The 20,474-nt window shown below is 64.2% G+C and carries 20 protein-coding genes; 6 read left to right on the top strand and 14 right to left on the bottom strand.

Annotated features, from left to right (window positions below; translation table 11 throughout):
- Positions 1–112: 112 nt before the first annotated feature.
- The gene (locus GEV38_RS17320; protein WP_054572113.1) at positions 113–1,432 is read right to left on the bottom strand and encodes a hypothetical protein; all 1,320 of its coding nucleotides are present in this window, start codon (positions 1,430–1,432) and stop codon (positions 113–115) included.
- 204 nt (positions 1,433–1,636) lie between these two features.
- On the opposite strand from GEV38_RS17320, the gene GEV38_RS17315 reads away from it, so the two are divergent.
- Complete coding sequence (locus tag GEV38_RS17315) at positions 1,637–2,836, top strand: sugar transporter (RefSeq protein WP_054572089.1); 1,200 nt, start codon at positions 1,637–1,639, stop codon at positions 2,834–2,836.
- A 139-nt stretch (positions 2,837–2,975) separates the two neighbouring features.
- On the opposite strand, the gene GEV38_RS17310 is transcribed toward GEV38_RS17315, so the two are convergent.
- The 3 genes from GEV38_RS17310 to GEV38_RS17300 are packed head-to-tail and all read right to left on the bottom strand — an operon-like array spanning position 2,976 to position 5,412.
- On the bottom strand, positions 2,976–3,560 hold the full coding sequence (locus tag GEV38_RS17310) for a LysE family translocator (protein ID WP_054572088.1): 585 nt from the start codon (positions 3,558–3,560) through the stop codon (positions 2,976–2,978).
- 50 nt (positions 3,561–3,610) lie between these two features.
- A complete protein-coding gene (locus tag GEV38_RS17305; RefSeq protein WP_015270854.1) occupies positions 3,611–4,441 on the bottom strand; it encodes an AraC family transcriptional regulator in 831 nt (276 codons plus the stop codon).
- 47 nt (positions 4,442–4,488) lie between these two features.
- Complete coding sequence (locus tag GEV38_RS17300) at positions 4,489–5,412, bottom strand: LysR family transcriptional regulator (protein WP_054572087.1); 924 nt, start codon at positions 5,410–5,412, stop codon at positions 4,489–4,491.
- Between the two features lie 104 nt (positions 5,413–5,516).
- Here GEV38_RS17300 and GEV38_RS17295 point away from each other — a divergent pair, with 104 nt between their 5' ends.
- From GEV38_RS17295 to GEV38_RS17285, 3 genes are all read left to right on the top strand, one after another.
- Entirely contained in the window at positions 5,517–6,170 is a 654-nt protein-coding gene (locus tag GEV38_RS17295; protein WP_054572086.1) for an oxygen-insensitive NAD(P)H-dependent nitroreductase NfsB, read from the top strand.
- A gap of 98 nt (positions 6,171–6,268) precedes the next feature.
- A complete protein-coding gene (locus GEV38_RS17290; RefSeq protein ID WP_013973163.1) occupies positions 6,269–6,718 on the top strand; it encodes an antitoxin Xre/MbcA/ParS toxin-binding domain-containing protein in 450 nt (149 codons plus the stop codon).
- Positions 6,715–7,152 carry an RES family NAD+ phosphorylase gene (locus tag GEV38_RS17285; RefSeq protein ID WP_054572085.1) on the top strand — a complete coding sequence of 146 codons (438 nt, stop codon included), beginning with the start codon at positions 6,715–6,717 and terminating at the stop codon, positions 7,150–7,152. The genes GEV38_RS17290 and GEV38_RS17285 overlap by 4 nt, the downstream gene beginning before the upstream one ends.
- A 7-nt stretch (positions 7,153–7,159) precedes the next feature.
- On the opposite strand, the gene GEV38_RS17280 is transcribed toward GEV38_RS17285, so the two are convergent.
- Complete coding sequence (locus tag GEV38_RS17280) at positions 7,160–8,314, bottom strand: cysteine desulfurase family protein (RefSeq protein ID WP_054572084.1); 1,155 nt, start codon at positions 8,312–8,314, stop codon at positions 7,160–7,162.
- Between the two features lie 171 nt (positions 8,315–8,485).
- Complete coding sequence (locus tag GEV38_RS17275; RefSeq protein WP_015270849.1) at positions 8,486–9,412, bottom strand: LysR family transcriptional regulator; 927 nt, start codon at positions 9,410–9,412, stop codon at positions 8,486–8,488.
- Between the two features lie 140 nt (positions 9,413–9,552).
- On the opposite strand from GEV38_RS17275, the gene GEV38_RS17270 reads away from it, so the two are divergent.
- Positions 9,553–10,782 carry an acyl-CoA dehydrogenase gene (locus GEV38_RS17270; protein WP_054572083.1) on the top strand — a complete coding sequence of 410 codons (1,230 nt, stop codon included), beginning with the start codon at positions 9,553–9,555 and terminating at the stop codon, positions 10,780–10,782.
- Between the two features lie 139 nt (positions 10,783–10,921).
- Here the strand turns inward: GEV38_RS17270 and GEV38_RS17265 are convergent, their stop codons facing one another.
- From GEV38_RS17265 to ribBA, 7 genes are all read right to left on the bottom strand, one after another.
- Positions 10,922–11,986, bottom strand: coding sequence for a TerC family protein (locus tag GEV38_RS17265; RefSeq protein ID WP_015270847.1), 1,065 nt, complete (start codon positions 11,984–11,986; stop codon positions 10,922–10,924).
- Between the two features lie 292 nt (positions 11,987–12,278).
- Positions 12,279–13,586 (bottom strand): substrate-binding domain-containing protein, encoded by a 1,308-nt coding sequence (locus GEV38_RS17260; protein ID WP_054572082.1) that lies wholly within the window; start codon positions 13,584–13,586, stop codon positions 12,279–12,281.
- A gap of 239 nt (positions 13,587–13,825) precedes the next feature.
- Positions 13,826–14,974, bottom strand: a complete 1,149-nt coding sequence (locus GEV38_RS17255; protein ID WP_013973156.1) for an ABC transporter ATP-binding protein — start codon at positions 14,972–14,974, stop codon at positions 13,826–13,828.
- 19 nt (positions 14,975–14,993) lie between these two features.
- A complete protein-coding gene (locus GEV38_RS17250) occupies positions 14,994–15,803 on the bottom strand; it encodes an ABC transporter permease (protein ID WP_015270845.1) in 810 nt (269 codons plus the stop codon).
- A 6-nt stretch (positions 15,804–15,809) separates the two neighbouring features.
- Entirely contained in the window at positions 15,810–16,727 is a 918-nt protein-coding gene (locus tag GEV38_RS17245) for an ABC transporter permease (RefSeq protein WP_015270844.1), read from the bottom strand.
- Positions 16,724–17,749, bottom strand: coding sequence for an ABC transporter substrate-binding protein (locus GEV38_RS17240; RefSeq protein WP_013973153.1), 1,026 nt, complete (start codon positions 17,747–17,749; stop codon positions 16,724–16,726). Before GEV38_RS17240 ends, GEV38_RS17245 begins: the two co-directional genes overlap by 4 nt.
- A 354-nt stretch (positions 17,750–18,103) precedes the next feature.
- Positions 18,104–19,225 (bottom strand): bifunctional 3,4-dihydroxy-2-butanone-4-phosphate synthase/GTP cyclohydrolase II, encoded by a 1,122-nt coding sequence (gene ribBA, locus GEV38_RS17235; RefSeq protein ID WP_015270843.1) that lies wholly within the window; start codon positions 19,223–19,225, stop codon positions 18,104–18,106.
- A 78-nt stretch (positions 19,226–19,303) separates the two neighbouring features.
- Between ribBA and GEV38_RS17230 the strand changes: the two genes are divergently transcribed.
- Positions 19,304–19,597 carry a DUF1330 domain-containing protein gene (locus GEV38_RS17230; protein ID WP_015270842.1) on the top strand — a complete coding sequence of 98 codons (294 nt, stop codon included), beginning with the start codon at positions 19,304–19,306 and terminating at the stop codon, positions 19,595–19,597.
- 126 nt (positions 19,598–19,723) lie between these two features.
- Here the strand turns inward: GEV38_RS17230 and GEV38_RS17225 are convergent, their stop codons facing one another.
- Positions 19,724–20,446: a pirin family protein gene (locus tag GEV38_RS17225; protein ID WP_015270841.1), complete on the bottom strand. Its 723-nt coding sequence runs from the start codon at positions 20,444–20,446 to the stop codon at positions 19,724–19,726.
- Between the last annotated feature and the right edge of the window lie 28 nt (positions 20,447–20,474).

Here is a 20,474-nt window from a genome sequence, read left to right as displayed (position 1 = left end):
CTGTATTGAACCTTCCCACAGAGACTGCGCAGACCTTGGCGCCTGTGATGTCCCTGTGGGAGCGGGTTTACCCGCGAAGAGGCCGGTACAGGCAATGAAAATGCTGGATCTGTTACCAGGCCAATGCCCTGTCCCAGCCTTTCCAGAACAACCACCGCCGTACCTCGCCATGCGCCCCGGTACCGATCTGCCAGGCCGGCCGCCCGTTGTCCAGGGCAATCACCGAAACGAACCCGGCATGGCTCGCCGCGACCAGCGTACGCCCGTCCGCACTGATATCCAGCGCACTGATGGTCGACCCCAGGTAATGCTGCCAATGCTCCATGCCGTCTTCGCCAAATGCCCGCAGGTAACCATAGGCATCCCCCACGATGTACTCGCCGTCGCGCGCCACGCCGGCATACACCCGTGCGCCATCCTGTACCAGCGGGGTACGCGGGTCCTGGCTGTAGTAGTCGGTATCCAGCCCCGGCAAGTCGGCCACCCTGACAGCCAGTGTGGCACCGCTGTAGAAATGGCAGGCGTTGACCACCAACTGGTCACCCGCGCGGTTGAACAGCGCAAAGTGCGGATACTCGCTGGCCGGGCCGATTGCTGCCACGGGCCTGAGCTGGTCGTCCAGCACCAGGTGACGGCTGCCTTGCTCGCCGACCACGATCAACCGGCCATCCGCCGACACCGCACCGTGCTCCATGCTCAGCCCGAGGCTGATGTCGTCGGGGTCGGTGCCTTCGTCCAGCTCGTCGAGCACCCGCGCCTGGTGCGGCAGCAGGCGGGTCGCGCCGTGGCGCGTCAGCAGGAAGATACCCTCGGCACTCACCAGCAGCACCCGCTGGCCATCCGGGAAGGGGATCAGCGCGGTCGGCGTGGGCGGTAGGTCGAACGGCTCGAACGGGTAACCCGGCGGCAACCCCTCCAGCCCCGTGGGCCAGGCCAGGCGCAGCACCTGCGGGCCGCCCCAGCCATCGGTCACGCGTATGCCCTCGGCATTGGCCAGGGCGAAATAGCGGCGGGCCGGGCAGCGGCCGAAGTGATCGACGCCGATCACCGGGGTCACCCCGAGAGGGTCGATGCGCACCACCTGGCCTTTGTCACGCGGCATGCCGATACGTGCCAGCAGGCTGCCATCCTCCAGCAGCAGGACGTTGCCGATACCTTGCCCGTGCTCCTTGATCAGCGGCAGCAAGGGGTGGTGGGCGGGCGGCCAGGCTTCGCGGAAGGCTTGCTGCTCAAAGGCTTCGACGCCGGGCCGGTTGGCTGCTTGCAGGGCCTGCAGCCAGGCATCGAGCAAATGCTCGGTGGCCTGCGGCAGGGGCTCTTCGAGGTCATCCCAGCCTTGCGCGCGGCCCTGCGCGACATAGTCGTTGACGGCCTGGGCATAGGCGGTGACCGCCTGCTGCCACTGTTGCTGCTGGGAGTGCTGCTGGTCCATGAGCGGATCGGGCTCCTTGTTGCATACGCGTTCGCACAAAGCGCGCATGTTACTCCTTCTGCCCGCCTCGCGGTTGTGAGCCCCCGGCTTGACGCGTACCATGCCGGGCATTCCTTCCAATAACAAAGCGTGCGTCGACACCCCGGCAAGTGGGTGGCTGACGTGCGTCCTGTTGCCTTGCCTGCGGAGAAGCGGTTTGTACCCATGAATGGACCCATACCCACCAACATGCCACCCACGGCGGGTAGCGGCAGCTGGCTGAGCGTCATTGCCCTGGCCCTGGCGGCCTTCATCTTCAACACCACCGAGTTCGTCCCGGTGGCGCTGCTCAGCGACATTGGCCGCAGCTTCGACATGAGCACCGCGCAAGTCGGCCTGATGCTGACCATCTACGCCTGGGTAGTGGCGCTGGCCTCGCTGCCGATGATGCTGCTGACGCGCAACATCGAGCGGCGGCGGCTGTTGCTGTTCGTGTTCCTGGTGTTCATCGTCAGCCACTTGCTGTCGTGGATGTCACAGAGCTTTGCCATATTGCTGGTCAGCCGTATCGGTATTGCCCTGGCGCATGCGGTGTTCTGGGCCATCACGGCTTCCCTGGCGGTGCGCGTGGCGCCGCCAGGGCAGCAGGCCAAGGCGCTGGGCCTTTTGGCCACTGGCACCACCCTGGCCATGGTCCTGGGCATCCCGCTGGGCCGCGTGGTGGGCGAAGCGCTGGGCTGGCGCATCACCTTCCTGAGCATTGCCGGGGTGGCGCTGGCGACCATGCTGTGCCTGATGAAGTCGTTGCCGCTGCTGCCCAGCCAGAACTCGGGCTCGCTGCGCAGCCTGCCGATACTGTTCAAGCGCCCGGCGCTGGTGATCACCTATGTGCTGGTGACGCTGGTGATTACCGCGCAGTTCACTGCCTACAGCTACATTGAACCGTTTGCCCTGCACGTGGCGCAGATAGGCGGAGAGCGCACCACGCTATTGCTGCTGCTGTTCGGCGGCGCCGGGGTGTTCGGCTCGGTGCTGTTCAGCCGTTACAGCGACCGCTTCCCGCATGGCTTCCTGGTAGGTTCGATCGGCCTGCTGGCGGCGTGCCTGTTGCTGCTGTTGCCGCTGTCGGGCAACTTCTATGTTTTCGCCGCGTTGAGCATGTTCTGGGGTGTGGCGATCCTCAGCTTCAGCCTGTCGCTGCAATCCAAGACCCTGAAACTGGCGTCCGATGCCACCGATGTGGCCATGGCGCTGTTCTCGGGTATCTACAACATCGGTATTGGCGGTGGCGCGTTGCTGGGCAGTATCGTCAGCAGCCAGCTGGATGTGGCGGATATCGGCCTGGTGGGCGGTAGCGTGGCAGTGGCCGGGTTGCTGCTGGCTGTGGCCAGCACCCGGCAGTTCCGCGAGGCGCTGACGCACTGACCTGGCGCTGGCGCGTTCTTTGTAGGAGCGGCCTTGTGTCGCGATGGGGCGCGCAGCGGCCCCGGATTTCAGCGTCACAGCGAATATCGCCGGGGGCTGCTGCGCAGCCCTATCGCGACACAAGGCCGCTCCTACAGGCTCAAGCCAGTACGGCAGCCCATGCAGAAATCAACAGCAGCCCCGCCAACACCTGGTTGAACACCCGCAACCGCCGCGGTGCCTGCAACCATCGCGCGCTGCCCACCCCCAGCAGCGCCCACGCCGCCATGCATGGCAGGGCAATCAGCCAGAACACCAGCGCCAGCTGCCATACCGGCAACGACGGCGAGGCAAACACCCCGACCACCGCCACGGCCATCAACCACACCTTGGGGTTGACCACTTGCAACGAGGCTGCGCTGAGTGCGCTGAAGCCTTGCGCCGTGGTCGCCTGCAGCGGAGCGGCGGCACTGCGCAGCATCTTCCACGCCAGCCAGCTCAACCACAAAACCCCGGTCCAGCTCATCAACTGCTGGGCCAGCGGGTGGCGCAGCAGCAGTTCACCCAGCCCCAGGCCCACCATCAGCACGATCGCCGCTGCGGCACCGCAGGCCGCAACGACCGGCGCCAGGCTCGCGCACAGGCCAAAGCGGGCCCCATGGGCAAGAATCAACAGGTTGGTCGGCCCGGGGCTGATGCTGGATACCAACGCAAACAGGATGAAGGGCAACAACGACTGCGACATGATCAAGGGCTCCGGATAAACGAAGCACCATGCTCGCTGCCCGCCGCCTTTCAGTCTGGAAGGTTTGAGCAGCGCCTGCGGTAGTCGGCCGGGGTCAGCTGGTAGGCACGGCGGAACCAGCGCCCCAGGTGGCTCTGGTCGGCAAAGCCCAGGGCCATGGCCACTTCGGTGGGAGTCTGGCCCTGGGCGAGCAGGCGCCGCGCCCGGGCCAGGCGCAGCTGGATCAGATAGGCATGCGGCGCCAGGCCGAATGCGGCCTTGAATGCGCGGGTGAGGCGGAAGCGGTCGATGCCACAGGCTTGGGCCAGGTCTTCCAGGCCGATGTCGCGCTCCAGGTTGGCGTGCAGGTAATCCCGCGCGCGCTGCGCGGTCAGCGGCAGGCGCGGGTCCGGGTTCAGGCGCCGGCGCCAGTGCAGGTGGCGGGTCAGGCAGGCCAGCAGGTCGTCCATGGCCGTCTGCCGGACAATGCGCAAGTCCTGGGTATGCACGGCCTGGAAGGCGAGGGCAGTGGCACGCGCCAGGCGCTCATCGTGGCACAAGGTATCGGCGAAGCTGGGCAGGCTGTCGCCCGGCGCGTGTTCGAAAAGTGCCCGCAGTTGGCTGTCCACCCAGGTGGGTTCCAGGTACAGGGTCGAATAGGTGAAGCCGTCCTCGGTGGGCGCATGGCCGTTATGGATTTCACCGGGCTCCAGCAGGAATACGTTCCCCGGCGTGCTGCGATGGCGCACTCGCCGGCAATCGAATTGCTGCACGCCCTGCTCGGTAACGCCAACCAGGAAGCTGTCGTGCCAGTGCGGGTCGTAGGCATGCCCCACGAAATGCGCGCGGACCGACTCGATGCCGGTGTCGGCGTCTTGCTTGAGGTCGATCCAGTTGCTCATGGGGGCGTGCCGTGGCAGAAATCGTTACCTTAGCGCAACGGCCAGGCTCAGTCTGGAACGATTGTGCAACCGTTGGCCAGCGCCCGGTTACGCAAGGCCTCGAAGCGTTCGCGCAGCCACAGATGCAGTTGCGCCACTGCGGGCGTGAGCTGCTTTCGGTGCGGGCACACCAGGGTGACCGGGGCGGGTTCACCAAAGTGCTCGGGCAGGATGATTTCCAGTTCGCCGGCCGCGATGTTGGCGCTTACGTCCAGCCACGACTTGTAGACGATGCCTTCGCCCTGCAAGGCCAGGCGGCGGATCACGTCGGCATCGTCGCTGATCAGCGGCCCACGCACCTGCACGGTGCGGTTGCCCACCCGCCACTTGTCGTAGACCCGGTTGTGCTGCATATACAGCAGGCAGGCATGCTGCTGCAGGGCGTCGGGCGTGAGGGGGCGGCCGTGACGGGCCAGGTAGTCGGGCGCCGCCACCAGCACCCGGCGGTTCCAGTCTGCCAGCGGCAGGGCAATGTAGTTGGCGTCCTGGTTGAGGCCGTAGCGGATCGCCACATCTACCGGGTCGCGGTTGAGGTCGGCAATCTGGTCAGACAGGAAGAAGCGAAGGTGCAGGGCCGGGTGCTCGCGGCGGAAGGCGCTCAGCCACGGCAGCAACATGTTGCGGCCCAGGTCGGACGGTGCCGAAACCTGCAGAGTACCGCGCAGGGTGTTGGCGTTGCCATGCAGGTCTTCACGCCCCTGGCGCAGGCTCTCCAGCACATTCAGGGCAGTCGGCAGGTACAACTCGCCTTCGGCGGTCAGGCGCAGGCTGCGGGTAGTGCGGGCGAACAGGCGCACATCCAGGTCGCGCTCCAGGCGCTTGATCGCGGCGGCCACCTGCCCCGGCAGCAGTTCGGCCTCATGGGCGGCGGCGGTAAAGCTGCCCAGCACGCTGCTGCGGACGAACAGTTCGAGGTCGGCGATGCGCAGCATTTTCACTCCAGGGATGAAAGTGTTGCTGCATTGTGCCGGTTTTTCTTTTCTGCAGGAAAGATAAGATGCCCGGCAAATCCCCTGTTCATTCCCGGAGTTGTTGCATGGATACCGTCTCGCTGGCCAAGCGCCGCTACACCACCAAAGCCTACGATGCCTCGCGCCGCATTCCCCAGGCGACTGTCGATGCCTTGCTCGAACAACTGCGCCATAGCCCTTCCTCGGTCAACTCGCAGCCGTGGCATTTCATCGTTGCCGACAGCGCCGAAGGCAAGGCTCGCCTGGCCAAGAGCACCACAGAGCGCTATGCCTACAATTCGCCGAAGATCCTCGATGCCTCGCATGTGATCGTGTTCTGCACCCGAACCGAGATGACCGAAGCGCACCTGGATGCCGTGCTCCACCAGGAAGGCGCCGATGGCCGCTTCCGCGATGAGCAGGCGCGTGCCGGGCAGAACCAGAGCCGCCGGCATTACGTCGACCTGCACCGCTTCGATCAGAAGGACCTGCAGCACTGGATGGAAAAGCAGACCTACCTGGCGTTGGGTACTGCCTTGCTGGGGGCTGCGGCACATGGGCTGGATGCCACCCCGATCGAAGGCTTCGACAGCAAGATTCTCGATGCCGAGCTGGGCTTGCGTGAGCGTGGGTTCACCAGTGTGGTCATTCTCAGCCTGGGCTATCGCAGCGAGGCGGACTTCAATGCCGGGCTGAACAAGTCGCGGTTGCCGGCTTCGCAGGTGTTCACCTTCCTGTGAGGTTGCCGGGGCCGCTCTGCGGCCCCGTCTTTCCGGTCGGCTTGCAAAATCCGGCATATGCCGCATACTTGTCGGCAAACGCCGGAAAGGAGAGCGCCATGCTTGCCGAAGTGCTTCGCGACAATGGTTACCACGAGTACCGGGCGCGCCTGCATGCACTGCTGGAAATCCCCGAACTCGCCAGTGACTTCGAAATCCACACCCGTATCACCCATGGCTTCGCTGCCACCTGGCTGGTGAAACTGACCGAACTCGGCGTGTTCACCCCTGTGGAGCGTGACCAGATCATTCCCCTGCGCACGCTGAAAACCCGCATCGAACGTGACCAGCCGCTGACCGTGGAAGAAAGCGACCGGCTGTTCCGCTCGGCCCATATCACCGCCATGGCCGAAGCCGTGTTCGGTGAAGCGGGCAAGGCAAAACGCTGGCTGTCCAAGCCCAAGGAGCGCTTCTCGGGGCTGACGCCGATGCAGATGCTCACCACCCAGCAGGGCACCACCCAGGTCGAGGAGATGTTGCTGCAGATCGCCGAGGGCTTCGGCCTGTGATTCTGTGGCGTATCAGCGCCTATGCAGACTTGAGCGGAACGGGCGGCTTGCGTGTCAGCGGCCGCTGGCACCAGGCGGGCCGGCCAGTGGTATATGCCGCCACCAGCCCGGCCGGGGCAATGCTGGAGGTGCTGGTGCACCTGGAGATCGACCCTGAGGATTTCCCCACCACCATGCGGCTGCTGCGTATCGAGTTGCCCGACACCGTTTCGCAAGCGCAGTTGCCTGCCTTGCAGCCTGGCTGGTCGAGCCAGACCGAACTGACCCGGGGCCTGGGCAACCGTTTTCTGGATGAGTGTTCGGCGTTGCTGCTGCCGGTGCCGAGCGCGATCATGCCCAGCACCACCAATTACCTGTTCAACCCGCGCCATCTGCAGGCAAACAGCGCCAGGCTCGAGGTCGAGGACTTCACCCCGGACAGCCGGCTGTTTTAGGGAAGTTTCACCAAAGTGCCGCTGACGCCGCTGTCAGCACCCGGCCAAACACTTCGAGGGCCTTGTCCACTTCGGCCTCGTTGCTGAAACGCCCGATGCTCAGGCGCACGCTGTTACGTGCCTGGCGTTCATCCAGCCCCAACGCGAGCAGCACATGCGAGGCTGCATTGCTCGCCGAATTGCAGGCCGAGGTGGTTGACAACGCCAGCTCGCTGGCCAGCGCCGCGCTGTTGAAGCCCTTGCTGTCGATACACAGGTTCAGCGTATGGGGAATGCGTTGTTTGGCGCAGCCGTTGAGGGTGACGCCGGGCAGGGCCAGCAGGCCTTCACGCAGGCGCCTGGCCAATTGTTCGAGGCGCAGGTGTTCGCTGTCGCCGGGCTGGCCGGCCAGGGCAAAGGCACTGCCCATGCCGGCAATCTGGTGGGTCGCCAGGGTGCCGGAACGCAGGCCTTGCTCATGGCCGCCCCCGTGCATCTGCGCACGCATCAGCGTGCGGGCGCGTGGCCCCACGTAGAGCGCACCGATGCCCTTGGGCCCATACACCTTGTGCGCCGAGAACGACATCAGGTCCACGGCCATGGCGTTCAGGTCGATGGCCAGTTTGCCCACCGCCTGCGCCGCATCCACGTGCAGCAGGGCACCGTGGGCACGTACCTGTTCGCCAATCGCGGCAAAGTCGGTGATCGTGCCCAGTTCATTGTTCACCGCCATCAGCGATACCAGGCGGGTGTCGGCGCGCAACGCTGCCTGCACCGCCGCAGGCTGAATCAGGCCGGCGGCATCCGGTGCCAGGCGGGTAACGGCCCAACCCTGGCGCTCCAGTTCGGCCACCGTATCGAGCACGGCCTTGTGTTCCAGTTGGCTGGTGATCAGGTGCCCGGGCTGGCCGAGGCCCTGGGCAATGCCCTTGAGCGCCAGGTTGTTGGACTCGGTCGCACCTGAGGTCCAGACCAGTGCATCGGCCTGCGCGCCGACGCGTTCGGCCACTTGCTGACGGGCCTGCTCCACGGCGTGGCGGGCTGCCTGGCCGAAGGCATGGCCACTGGACGCCGGGTTGCCGAAGTTGCCCTGGCTGCCAAGGCAGGCGAGCATGGTTTCGATGACCCGGTCGTCGACCGGAGTGGTGGCGGCGTAATCGAAATAGAGCGGGGCGCTGGGCATGAGGGCGGGTCCGTGTCTGTCGCCGTGAAATCGGCAATCGTTGGAGCAAGCGTACCCGCTACTTCGGAGATATTTTTCACTTCCAGCGGCTCTATTCTGGAAATGATCAAGAAAAATTTCTATCTATCAAGTTTTTCTTGGAATTTTTTTCTCCGCATCCCGCCATTCTGTTCAGGCTGGTTCCGAGGCCCTCTCTTCCTCGGCCACCACACGTTCGCACAACTCGGTGATCTGCTCGCGCATCCAGCGGTTGGCCGGGTCCTGATCGGTGCTTTCATGCCAGTACAGGTGCGTTTCCAGCGCAGGCACCTCGACCGGCAGTGGCTGGTAACGCAACTGATGGCGGCGGGCGAAGCGCTCGGGGACGGTCATCGCCATGTCGGTCTGCTGCAACACCTGCGAGGCCATAAGGTAATGCTGCGAGCGCAAGGCAACCTTGCGCTGCACGCCCATCTTGCCCAGGGCCAGGTCGACATAGCCCAGGCCGTTGCGGCGGCTGGAAATATGGATGTGGGTCATGCCCAGGTAGTTGTCGAGGGTCAGCTTGCTGTCGGCCAGCGGGTGGCCCTGGCGCAGGGCGCAGACATAGCGGTCTTGCATCAGTTTGACGTGGCGTACCTGCGGGTCGGTGTTCAACGGTGCGTCGATGGCGAAGTCCAGGCGGCCGGCGGCAAGTTCCTTGGTGGTCTCGCGGCGCTTGCACAAAAAGCTTTCGATCAGCACCGCCGGCGCCAGGCGGCGCAAGCGCTGGAACAGCGGCGGCAGGATGACCGCTTCGGTCAGGTCGGTCATGCTGATGCGGAAAGTCTTGTTGGCCTGTTGCGGGTTGAAGATGCGGCTTTCCTGCACCGAGGTGCGCAGCAGTGCCAGGGCGTTGCGCACCGGGCCGATGATGTTCTGCGCCATGGGCGTGGGCACCATGCCTTGCGCGGTACGCACGAACAGCGGGTCGTTGAAGGTTTCGCGCAGCCGCGAAAGGGCGTTGGACACTGCCGGCTGGGTGATGCCGACGATCTGCCCGGCGCGGGTCAGGTTGGCTTCGGTGTAGATCGCATCGAACACGATGAACAGGTTGAGGTCGACCTTGCTGAGGTTCATGGGCGCCGCTCTTTGTTGGAATTATTGGCCGATCATATATCGGTTATGAATGTTTATACACGCGGAAAATAGGCTAGGTGGATGAGGCCATGCTGCTCTAGGCTCTGGCCCATGTACTCCGAACCGTGAAGGTAGCCCCGATGGATTTCGCCTATTCGCCCAAGGTCCAGGCACTGCGTGAGCGCGTCAGCGCGTTCATGGAGGCCTATGTCTACCCCGCCGAGGCGGTGTTCGAGCGCCAGGTCGCCGAGGGTGACCGCTGGCAGCCCACCGCGATCATGGAAGAACTCAAGGCCAAGGCCCGCGCTGAAGGGCTGTGGAACCTGTTCCTGCCCGAATCGGAATACGGTGCCGGCCTGAGCAACCTGGAATACGCCCCGCTGGCGGAAATCATGGGTCGTTCGTTGCTCGGCCCGGAGCCGTTCAACTGCTCGGCGCCGGACACCGGCAACATGGAAGTGCTGGTGCGCTATGGCAGTGAAGCGCAGAAGCGCCAGTGGCTGGAGCCGCTGCTGCGTGGCGAGATCCGTTCGGCGTTCGCCATGACCGAACCGGACGTGGCCTCCTCGGATGCCACCAACATGGCCGCCACCGCCGTGCGTGACGGTGACCAATGGGTAATCAACGGCCGCAAGTGGTGGACCTCCGGCGCTTGCGACCCGCGCTGCAAGGTAATGATCTTCATGGGCCTGTCCGACCCTGAAGGGCCACGCCACCAGCAGCACTCGATGGTGCTGGTGCCCACCGATGCGCCTGGGGTGAAGATCGTCCGCCCGCTGCCGGTGTTCGGCTATGACGATGCTCCCCATGGCCACGCCGAGGTGCTCTTCGAGAATGTGCGGGTACCGTATGAGAACGTGATCCTGGGTGAAGGCCGTGGCTTCGAAATTGCCCAGGGGCGCCTTGGCCCCGGCCGTATCCACCACTGCATGCGCTCGATCGGCATGGCCGAGCGCGCGCTGGAACTGATGTGCAAGCGCTCGGTGGAGCGTACCGCCTTCGGCCGGCCACTGGCGCGTCTGGGCGGCAACGTCGACAAGATTGCCGACTCGCGCATGGAGATCGACATGGCCCGGCTGCTGACGTTGAAAGCGGCCTACATGATGGACACGGTCGGCAACAAGGTGGCCCGCAGCGAGATTGCGCAAATCAAGGTAGTGGCGCCGAACGTGGCATTGAAGGTGATCGACCGCGCGATCCAGATTCATGGGGGGGCAGGGGTGAGTGGCGATTTCCCGCTGGCTTACATGTACGCCATGCAGCGCACCTTGCGCCTGGCCGACGGGCCAGATGAAGTGCACCGGGCGGCGATTGGCAAGTATGAGATCGGCAAGTACGTGCCGGCGGAGATGATACGTAGCGGACGATGATTTACCGGCTTGTTCCGGCCTCTTCGCGGGCTTGCCCGCTCCCACAGGTACTGTGCCGCCTCCAAGCTGTGCACAATATCTGTAGGAGCGGGCTTGCCCGCGAAGACGCCCTTGAAGGCTCACTGGTTCCTCTGGATGGTCAGACCCGCATCTGCGGGTCTTCCTCCTTCTCGCTGACTGTACGATCGGCATTTGAAGGCTGCTTGGATTGACCATTCTTGATTTCCGGCTTTTCCCCCCGCGTCTTGACCAACGAAACCACCACCCCACCCAGCAACAACCCGAACGTCACCCCCAGCGACAGCAATGCCGGCACCTTGCCCACCATGCCGTGGTAGAAGATCTTGCAGCCAATGAAGATCAGCACCAGCGCGAGCGCGTACTTGAGGTAAACGAACCGGTGCATCAGCGCCGCCAGCGCAAAATACAACGAGCGCAAGCCGAGGATGGCGAAGATGTTGGAGGTGTAGACGATGAACGGGTCCTGGGTGATGGCGAAGATTGCCGGGACGCTGTCGACGGCGAACACCAGGTCGGCCAGTTCGATCAGCACCAGCGCCATGAACAGCGGGGTGGCATGGCGTAGCGCCTTGTGCTGCCCGGGCGGGGTCTGCTGCACGAAGAAGTGCGAGCCGTGAATCTGCTCGGTGACCCGCATGTGCCGGCGCACGAACTTGAGGATCGGGTTGTTGGCCAGGTCGGGGCGGCTATCTTCCTTCGACAGCGCCATCTTCACCCCGGTAAACAGCAGGAAGGCACCGAAGATATACAGTACCCAGGCGAAGTTCTGCACCAGCGCCGCGCCCACGCCGATCATGATCGCCCGCAGGAACACCACCCCGAGGATGCCCCAGAACAGCACGCGGTGCTGGTAGCGGCGGGGGATGGCGAAATAGCTGAAGATCATCGCCATGACGAACACGTTGTCCATCGACAGCGACTGTTCGACCAGGAACCCGGTGTAGAACTCCAGCGCCGACTGCGCGCCCAACTGGTACCAGACACCGACGCCGAACAGCACGCCGACGCTGAAATAGCCCGAATACAGCAGCAGGCTCTCGCGCATTTCGATTTCCCGGTCGTGGCGGTGCAGCACGCCGAGATCGAGTACCAGCAAACCGATGACGATGGCCATGAACACCAGCCACAACCAGGTGCTGGTGCCGAGGAACGGGGTGGTGAGGAATGTGTGTAGAGCTGTCATGAGCCCCTCCTTGAATGTCGACGTTGCATGGCAACAGTGATCCGACATGGCGGCCTGGCAGCCGTCAGAGGGGCCCGGTATCACATGGGCTTGAGCCTAGACCCGTTTGCCGGTGATGCCGAATGGGGAGCTGTTACATTTCTTTGCCAAGCACGGCACACACTTAAGCACGCTTCTTGTAGGAGCAGCCTTGTGCTGCGAAGAGGCCGGTCAACCTTGCACAAATGTGTTGGCCATACTGGCCTCTTCGCAGCACAAGGCTGCTCCTACAGGGATGTGTGCTGCTTTCAGATCAATGCACCCACACTTCCACCCGGCGATTGCGCAGTCGCCCTTGCTCCAGTTCGTTCCCTGCCACTGGCAATTCATCTCCCATCCCGGTCACCTCCAGCACCTCCACGCCATCGCGCGCCAGCTCGCGGCGCACCGCCTGGGCCCTTAGGCGGGACAGTAGGGCGGCGCGACCGGGTGTTTCCTTGGGGTCGCCAAAGCCCACCAGCACCGCCTTGCGCTGCAACTTGCCCGCTTGGCGCAGGTAGTCGGCAACGCGCTGGACATCGCGCAGGGCCTTGTTGTCGAGGCTGGCGCTGCCTTCCTGAAAGCGGAAGTTAACGCTCAACCGCTGTGCCTGCTGGGCCAGGGTGCGATAGCGCGGCGGCATGTCGGCCTGGGGTGCTACAGATTGGGCCTTGATCTGCTGCGAAACGAAACCCTGCTGGGCGACGATCGCCTGGCCCGCCGGGCTCTGAGCGAAATCGGCCAGGGCCTTGGCCTGGGGCTTGGGGTTGGCCGGCAGATAGAAATACAGGCGCCGCGATAGCGGGTAGTCCTCGCTGGCCACCAGTGCACGCTCCGGCAGCATGGCCGGCGCGTCACCTTCGGCCACCGCCAGCACCTTGGCCCCATGCACCGCCGCCAGGCTGCTGAAACCGATGGCCTGGCGGTCGGTGCTCACTCGCGCGGCCAGCTCGTCGCTGGACTCGAAACGTTGGGCCTTGGCTGAAAGTTCGCTTTGCTGGGGTTCCAGCACGAGGGCCTTGAAGGTCTCAAAGGTGCCGGAGCGGTCGTCACGGGCGTACAGGTGGATGGCCCCGCCGGCAACACCCAATTGCTCCCAGCGCTGGATCTGCCCGGCAAAGATCTGTGCCAGTTGCCCCGTGGTGAGCTGTGGCAGCGGGTTGTCGGGGTGAACGATGACCGCGACGCCATCCAGGCCGATGACTTGTTCGGCGGCAGCGGCGCGCAGGTCGCCCAAAGCCTGCAGTTGGCTTGCTTCGTTGTCGTTGATAGGCCGCGACGCGGCGGCCAGGTCGGCCTCGCCATGGCCCAGGGCGACGAAGCCGGTGCTGGAACCGTGTGCGGCGATGTCGATGCGCAAAGGCTGGCCACGCGTATCGCGAGCGGTGATGACAGTCTCGTTGGCCAGCTTGCCCGGGTATTGTTCGATGGCGGTAGCTTGCTGCGCGCGCAATTGCCCTTGCACCAGCGCCGGCAGCAAGGCCGCGCCGATGGTGTTGGAGCCTTGGACGCGCAGGTGAGCGGGCTCGGCCAGGGTCGCCAGCGGTAGCAGGGTGAGCAGCAAGACAAGCAGGCGGGGCATGCCGGAAGGCCTATGGCATAGAGATGGCCGGCAGATTACGACAGTGGCGTGATGATAATGTGACAGTCCATGGGGCAGTGGGCTTTGCCTGATGCTTGTAAGTTCGCGTTAATGGGGCTGCTGTGCAGCCCATCGCCGGCAAGCCAGCTCCCACAGGGGCCGTGCCAATCCTGAAATCTGCGCTGTACCTGTGGGAGCTGGCTTGCCGGCGAAAGGGCCGCAAAGCGGCCCCAGCGGTATCAATGCGCCCCGGCAGACTTGCTCAGGTCACTTTCTGCCCACTCGGTATAGATGCACGCATCCGCCACCGCCCAGCGCACCTTCACGGTATCCCCCGGCTGCATCGGCATGCCCGCCGCCGACAACGCCTTTACCGTCAGCTCGGTACCGCCCGCTGTCACCACATGGCAGGTCTGGCTCTCGCCCAGGAACAGCACTTCACCAACCTTGGCACTGACCTCGTTCCAGCCCGCCGGCAGCGGCTCGCGCGCGGCTTGTTCGGCGGTCAGGGCCAGGGCCTTTTCCGGGCGCACCATGATCAGTGCATCCTGCGAGGCGGCCAGGCCCGGGGTCAGGCGGATGGCCACCGGCTGGCCCTCGAAGCTGCCCGCGCCATTGCTGCTGGCCTTGATCCGCAGGAAGTTGGAGTTGCCCAGGAACGAGGCGACGAAGGCATTCGGCGGGTTCTGGTACAGGTCGTAACCGGTGCCCAGGCCGACGATCTTGCCATGGCTGAAGATGGCGATGCGCTGGGACAGGCGCATGGCTTCTTCCTGGTCGTGGGTGACGTAGACGATGGTGATGCCCAGGCGCCGGTGCAACTGGCGCAGTTCGTCCTGCAGGTCTTCGCGCAGCTTCTTGTCCAGCGCGCCGAGCGGTTCGTCCATCAGCAGGATGCGCGGTTCGTACACCAGCGCCCGGGCGATAGCCACGCGCTGCTGCTGGCCACCGGACATCTGCGACGGCTTGCGGTGGGCGAACTTCTCCAGCTGCACCAGCTTGAGCATGGCATCGACGCGCTTGCTGGTTTCGCTGGCACTAAGCTTGCGAATGGCCAGCGGAAAGCCGATGTTGTCGCGCACGTTCAGGTGCGGGAACAGCGAATAGCGCTGGAACACCATGCCGATGTCACGCTTGTGCGGCGGCACGTTGACCAGTGACTGGCCATCGACCAGGATCTCGCCGCTGCTCGGCGTTTCGAAGCCTGCCAGCATCGACAGGGTGGTGGACTTGCCCGAGCCGCTGGAACCGAGGAAGGTCAGGAACTCGCCGTCCTGGATTTCCAGGTCGAGGTTGTCCACGGCGGTGAAGTCGCCGTAGTGCTTGTTCAGGCCGCGCAGGCTGACCAGGGTCTTGCCGTGCGCGTTGTCTTTGATCACTGCACTCATTGTTGTTTTCTCCGCGCGCTCAGGCGTTGGCTTCGGTGCGCCGGCGCAAGGCGGCGGCAATGAACATGACAAGCAGCGACAGGCCGATCAGCAGGGTCGAGGCCACGGCGATGACCGGGCTGAGGTCCTGGCGCAGGGTGGTCCACATCTTCACCGGCAAGGTCTGCAGGTCGGGGCTGGCCATCATCACGCTCAGCACCACTTCATCCCACGACACCAGGAAGGCGAACAGGCCGCCGGCGATCATCCCCGGGCGAATCGCCGGGAAGGTCACCTTGAAGATCGCCTGCAGGCGCGAGGCGCCGCAGATCACCGCAGCATCCTCGATGGACTGGTCGAACAGCTTCAGCGAATTGATGATCGAGATAATGGTGAAGGGCAGGGCGACGATCACGTGGCTGACCACGAAGGCGAACAGCGTGCCGGTGTAGCCGAGCTTGAGGAACAGCGCGTACACCGCCACGGCAATGATCACCAGTGGCACGATCATCGGCATGGTGAACAGCCCGTACAGCAGCTCGCGGCCCGGGAAGCGGCCACGCACCAGGGCAAACGCGGTGGGCAGGCCGAGCAGCACGGCGGCGATGGTGGTCAGCACGGCCACCTTCAGGCTGGCCAGCGCGGCGTCCATCCACTCCGGGTTGGAGAAGAACTGGCCGTACCACTTGAAGGTCCAGCCCGGCGGCGGGAACACCAGCCACTGCGACGAGCCGAACGACAGCAACACGATGAACACCACCGGCAGCAGCAGGAAGGCCGCGATGACCCCGGTGGTCAGGTACAGGCCCGTACGCAGCGGGCGGCCCATGGCATTGGGAGACAGGAGCATGGCGGTTTACCTCGCGTTGCCAACCGGGGATTCCGGCTGCAGCTTCAGGTACAGGTAGAAGAGCACCAGGGTGATCACCACCAGCAGTGCGGCGGCGGCGCTGGCCAGGCCCCAGTTGAGGAACGACTGCACCTGCTGGATGATGAACTCGGGCAGCATCATGTTCTGTGCACCGCCCAGCAGGGCCGGGGTGACGTAGTAACCGAGCGACATCACGAACACCATCAGTGCCCCGGAGAACAGCCCCGAGCGGCACAGCGGCAGGAACACTTTCCAGAAATTGGTCCACGGGCTGGCGCCACAGATCGAGCCGGCCTGCAGCACCATCGGGTCGATGGCGTGCATGGTCGCCTGCAGCGGCAGCACGATGAACGGGATCATGATGTAGCTCATGCCGATCACCACGCCGGTCAGGTTGTGCACCATTTCCAGCGGGGCATCGATGATACCCATGGCCATCAACGCCTTGTTGATCACCCCCGAGCTCTGCAGCAGCACCAGCCACGAGTAGGTGCGCGCCAGCAGGCTGGTCCACATCGACAGCAGCACGATGTTCAGCAACCAGCGGCCCCAGCCCTTGGGCACCAGGGTAATTGCCCAGGCCAGCGGGAAGCCCAGCAGCACGCTGATCAGGGTGACCACGCCGGCCACCGAGAAGGTGTTGAAAAGCACCCGCGCATAGGCCGAGTTGGCGAACAGCTGCTCGTAGTTGCCCAGGCCCGGCGTCGGCTCCAGCACACCGCGCAGCAACAGGCCGGCGAGCGGGGCGAAGAAGAACAGGCCAAGGAACAGTAGCGCCGGCAGCAGATTGCGGCTGCCTTTCCAGCGCTGGCTCAGGCTGACGCGGCGGGGGGCCGTTCCCGGGGCGCCGGTGCCCGTGGGGGCACCTTGCGCGTTATGCAGGGCGTTGATGGCGACTTTCATTTGACCAACCACTCATTCCAGCGGGCTGCGATGGCCTGGCCGTTCTTGGCCCAGTAGGCGAAGTCGAGGGTGACCTGGTCCTGGGCGTAGGCGGTCGGCAGGTTCTGCGCAAGGTCTTTGTCCAGCTTGGCCACGCTGTCGACGTTCACCGGCGCGTAGGCGGTCTTGTTGGCGAACTCGGCCTGGCCTTCGGCGCTGCTGGCGTTGGCCAGGAACTTCATGGCCGCGTCCTTGTTCTTGGCACCTTTGGGGATGACCAGGAAGTCGGCCATGACCAGGTTCTGCTTCCAGCTCACGCCCACCGGTGCACCGTCTTGCTGCAGGGCATAGACGCGGCCGTTCCAGAACTGGCCGAGCGAGGCTTCACCCGAGGCCAGCAGTTGCTGCGACTGGGCGCCACCGCCCCACCAGACGATGTCTTTCTTGATGGTGTCGAGCTTCTTGAAGGCGCGGTCCAGGTCCAGCGGGTACAGCTTGTCGGGGGCTACGCCGTCAGCCAGCAGGGCCAGTTCCAGTACGCCTGGGCTGGGCCATTTGTACAGGGCGCGCTTGCCGGGGTAGGTCTTGGTATCGAACAGGGCGGTCCAGTCCACCGGTTTGTTGGCACCTAGCTTGCCTTCGTTGTAGCCGAGCACGAAGGAGAAGAAGAACGAGCCGACGCCATGGTCGGAGACGAAGCGCGGGTCGATCTTGTCGCGCTTGATCTGGGTGAAATCGAGGGGTTCGAGCAGGCCTTCGCTGGCGGCACGCAGGGCGAAGTCGGCTTCGACGTCGACCACGTCCCACTGCACGTTGCCGCTTTCGACCATGGCCTTGAGCTTGCCATAGTCGGTGGGGCCGTCCTGGACGACTTTGATGTCGGTGGCTTTGGTGAAAGGTACGGCCCACGCTTCTTTCTGGGCGTCCTGGGTGGTACCGCCCCAGCTGACGAAGTTCAGGCTGTCGGCGGCCTGGGCAGCCTGACATGCCAGGGTCAGCAGGCTGGCGGACAGCACTGCGGTTACACGTTTGCTCAACAGCATGGTTACGCCCTCGTTGCTTTTGTTATTCGAGGCGGGGCTTGTGGTGCGCCCGCCAATAGTGTTCGGGGAGCAGCTAAAACAAAGTGTTTTTTGGCCGTTTTTGATTGTAGGTGCCGGCCTGCAGATTCAAGGTCTACGGGATATCATATTATGGTATTCCAAACTTTTGGCAAGAGGTATGAGGCTACCGGCCATCACTCCGTCCTCTGCAAGTTGCCGCGAACCTTTGTAGGAGCGGCCTTGTGTCGCGAAAGGGCCGCAAAGCGGCCCCCGGATTTCAGCGTCGACACATGAATTGTCGGGGCCGCTTCGCGGCCCTTTCGCGACACAAGGCCGCTCCTACACGGGCCTGTATCAGCTCACCAGTCCGGGCTCGAAGGGGATGCTTTGCACGACCTCCAGCTCATACCCCGCCAGCCCCGCGTATTTCAGCGGCGGGCCCAGGTGGCGCAGCTTGCCCACGCCCAGATCCTGCAGAATCTGCGCGCCTGTACCCACCTCCGAGTACACCTTCGATTGCCCACGCTGGTAAGGCCGCACCGGCTGGGTCAGCTGCGGCACGCGCTCCAGCAGCGCCTGCGAGGACTCATGGTTGGCCAGGATCACCACCACGCCGGCGCCTTCCTCGGCCACCTTCTGCAGCGCCGCCCAAAGCGTCCAGTTGGCGGGGCCGGCGTATTCGGCGCCGACCAGGTCGCGCAGCGGGTCGATCACATGCACTCGCACCAGGGTCGGCTGCTCGCGGCGGATATCGCCCATGACCATGGCCATGTGTACGCCACCTTCGATGCGGTCTTCGTAGGTGACCAGGCGGAAGGTGCCATGCACGGTCGGCAGTTCGCGTTCGCCGATGCGCTTGATGGTCTGCTCGGTGCTCAGGCGGTAGTGGATGAGGTCGGCGATGGTGCCTATCTTGATGCCGTGCCGGGCAGCGAACACCTCCAGGTCCGGGCGGCGGGCCATGGTGCCGTCATCGTTGAGTACTTCGACGATAACCGACGCCGGGGTGAACCCGGCCAGGCGCGCCAGGTCGCAGCCGGCTTCGGTGTGGCCGGCGCGCGTCAGTACACCGCCTTCACGGGCGCGCAGGGGGAAGATGTGGCCGGGTTGCACCAGGTCTTCCGGGCGGGCATTGGGGGCCATCGCCGCTGCCACCGTACGTGCCCGATCAGCAGCGGAAATACCGGTGGTAACGCCCGTGGCAGCCTCGATCGACACGGTGAAGGCGGTGCTGAAAACGCTGCCGTTGGCCGGCACCATCTGCTCCAGGCCCAGACGTTGACAGTGATCGTCGGTCAGCGTCAGGCAGATCAGCCCGCGCGCTTCACGGGCCATGAAGTTGATGGCCTGGGCGTCGCAACGCTCGGCGGCGATCAGCAGATCGCCTTCGTTTTCCCGGTCCTCGTCATCCACCAGCAGGACCATCTTGCCTTGCCGGTAGTCCTCGAGGAGTTCTTCGATGGTGTTGAAAGCCATGTTGCACGCTCACTGTGGTGGGATGATTATTATGGTATACCATCATACACAAATATCGCCGTAACAGGAGAGCAGCGCATGAAGGCCTATTGGATCGCCCATGTGGACGTGAACGATCCCGAGCAATACCAGCAGTACACCCAGCGCGCCCCGGCTGCCTTCAAGGCATTCGGCGGCCGTTTCCTGGCCCGTGGCGGGCGTAGCGAGGCAATGGAAGGGCGGCCTACCCCTCAGCGTAGCGTGGTGATCGAGTTCGATTCGTACGAGCAGGCGCTGGCGTGTTACCGGTCCGAGCTGTACCAGGAGGCTTGCAGCCATCGCCAGGGGGTGGCGAAGGCTGAGGTGATCATCGTCGAAGGGTTCGAGCCCTGAGTGATGGCTGTTGGCCCTATCGCCGGCAAGCCAGCTCCCACAGGTTAAACACTGCCTTGAAGACCTGTGCAGTACCTGTGGGAGCTGGCTTGCCGGCGATAGGGCCATTACTGTCGAAGCAGAAACTCAAGGCATGCCCGGCAATTCATGCGGCCGCAGGTCGAACACCAGCACCTCGGCATCCACCCCGTTGCCCAGCTCCAGCACCTGTTCCTGCCTCATTCGCACCCCATCCCCTTCATTCAGCACTTGCCCATTGAGCTCGATGCTGCCCCGGGCCACATGCACATAGGCATGGCGGTTTTCCGGCAAGTTCAGGGTGGCACGCTCGTCACCGTCGAACAGGCCGGCATACACCCGCGCATTCTGCCTTACCTGCAATGACCCCTCGGCGCCATCCGGCGAGATGATCAGGCGCAGCTTGCCGCGCTTTTCCTCGGCACTGAAATGCTGTTGCTGGTAACGCGGCGTTGCCCCCTGCACGTTCGGTACGATCCAGATCTGCAGGAAGTGCACCGGCTGCACCTGGCTGTGGTTGAACTCGCTGTGGGCCACGCCGTGGCCAGCGCTCATCAGCTGCACATCGCCCGAGCGGATCACCGAGCCGGTGCCCAGCGTGTCCTTGTGCTCCAGCGCGCCTTCCAGCACGTAGGAGAAAATCTCCATGTCGCGGTGCGGGTGCTGGCCAAAGCCCTTGCCGGGGATGACGCGGTCGTCGTTGATCACCAGCAGGTCCGAGAACCCTTGCTCGTCCGGGTTGCGGTAGTGGCCGAAGGAGAAGGTGTGGAACGATTTCAGCCAGCCATGAAAGGCCAGGCCGCGGTCTTTGGCGTTGCGAACGGTGAGCATGACGGACCTCCTGAACCGGCAGGGCACC

Source organism: Pseudomonas sp. 13159349 (genome assembly GCF_013305685.1).
Lineage (GTDB): Bacteria > Pseudomonadota > Gammaproteobacteria > Pseudomonadales > Pseudomonadaceae > Aquipseudomonas > Aquipseudomonas asiatica.
Note: the sequence above shows the minus strand (reverse complement) of the source record. Positions and strands in the feature narration are given on the sequence as shown.